The following is a 1940-nucleotide window of genomic DNA, read 5'->3' as shown; positions in this document are numbered from 1 at the left end:
GCCCCCACCCCCGAAGAGGCAAGAAACGAACGTCCGGTCCCTCAGGACCCAACAGCGTGCAGGCACCCCGCTCCCCAACCCCCACCCTCCAACCCGGTCCGAAAACCAGGCGTACTAGTAGGAATCAGCTGCGCTGATGCCATGTCAAATGTTCCACCCATGAGCCCCCGCAGAAACATTCGCTCTGCTGAGGTTCCTGCAACCCCGGAGGGTTGAGGTGCTCCTTAGAAAGGAGGTGATCCAGCCGCACCTTCCGGTACGGCTACCTTGTTACGACTTAGTCCTAATTACCGATCCCACCTTCGACGGCTCCCTCCACAAGGGTTGGGCCACCGGCTTCAGGTGTTACCGACTTTCATGACTTGACGGGCGGTGTGTACAAGACCCGGGAACGTATTCACCGCAGCGTTGCTGATCTGCGATTACTAGCGACTCCGACTTCATGAGGTCGAGTTGCAGACCTCAATCCGAACTGGGACCGGCTTTTTGGGATTCGCTCCACCTCACGGTATTGCAGCCCTTTGTACCGGCCATTGTAGCATGCGTGAAGCCCAAGACATAAGGGGCATGATGATTTGACGTCATCCCCACCTTCCTCCGAGTTGACCCCGGCAGTATCCCATGAGTTCCCACCATTACGTGCTGGCAACATAGAACGAGGGTTGCGCTCGTTGCGGGACTTAACCCAACATCTCACGACACGAGCTGACGACAACCATGCACCACCTGTTCACGAGTGTCCAAAGAGTCCCCTATTTCTAGAGTGTTCTCGTGTATGTCAAGCCTTGGTAAGGTTCTTCGCGTTGCATCGAATTAATCCGCATGCTCCGCCGCTTGTGCGGGTCCCCGTCAATTCCTTTGAGTTTTAGCCTTGCGGCCGTACTCCCCAGGCGGGGAACTTAATGCGTTAGCTGCGTCACGGAATCCGTGGAAAGGACCCCACAACTAGTTCCCAACGTTTACGGGGTGGACTACCAGGGTATCTAAGCCTGTTTGCTCCCCACCCTTTCGCTCCTCAGCGTCAGTTACGGCCCAGAGATCTGCCTTCGCCATCGGTGTTCCTCCTGATATCTGCGCATTCCACCGCTACACCAGGAATTCCAATCTCCCCTACCGCACTCTAGTCTGCCCGTACCCACTGCAGGCCCGAGGTTGAGCCTCGGGATTTCACAGCAGACGCGACAAACCGCCTACGAGCTCTTTACGCCCAATAATTCCGGATAACGCTTGCGCCCTACGTATTACCGCGGCTGCTGGCACGTAGTTAGCCGGCGCTTTTTCTGCAAGTACCGTCACTCACGCTTCTTCCTTGCTAAAAGAGGTTTACAACCCGAAGGCCGTCATCCCTCACGCGGCGTTGCTGCATCAGGCTTCCGCCCATTGTGCAATATTCCCCACTGCTGCCTCCCGTAGGAGTCTGGGCCGTGTCTCAGTCCCAGTGTGGCCGGTCACCCTCTCAGGCCGGCTACCCGTCGACGCCTTGGTGAGCCATTACCTCACCAACAAGCTGATAGGCCGCGAGCCCATCCCAGACCGAAAAATCTTTCCAACCCCCACCATGCGGTGAAAGCTCATATCCAGTATTAGACGCCGTTTCCAGCGCTTATCCCAGAGTCCAGGGCAGGTTGCTCACGTGTTACTCACCCGTTCGCCACTGATCCACCAAGCAAGCTTGGCTTCACCGTTCGACTTGCATGTGTTAAGCACGCCGCCAGCGTTCATCCTGAGCCAGGATCAAACTCTCCATAAAAAAATGATGCTGCAAACAATCGGAATAAGACCGAAAGCAGCGAGTTCAACCATGACCAAAAACGAATATCAAACTGACATCCATGAATTGATCCAAAAAAGACCCCCACCAACCAGAAAACCGGTCGACAGAGAAAAAAATTGGCATTTGACAAGTGCACGCTGTTGAGTTCTCAAAGATCGGACGCACC

At 55.4% G+C, this 1940-nt stretch carries 1 rRNA gene; it reads right to left on the bottom strand.

The features are described from left to right. Positions 1-228 precede the first annotated feature (228 nt). Positions 229-1750 (bottom strand): 16S ribosomal RNA (locus tag ACFVSU_RS21920). Between the last annotated feature and the right edge of the window lie 190 nt (positions 1751-1940).

Source organism: Microbacterium sp. NPDC058062, assembly GCF_042885375.1.
Classification (GTDB): domain Bacteria; phylum Actinomycetota; class Actinomycetes; order Actinomycetales; family Microbacteriaceae; genus Microbacterium; species Microbacterium trichothecenolyticum_C.
Note: the sequence above shows the minus strand (reverse complement) of the source record. Positions and strands in the feature narration are given on the sequence as shown.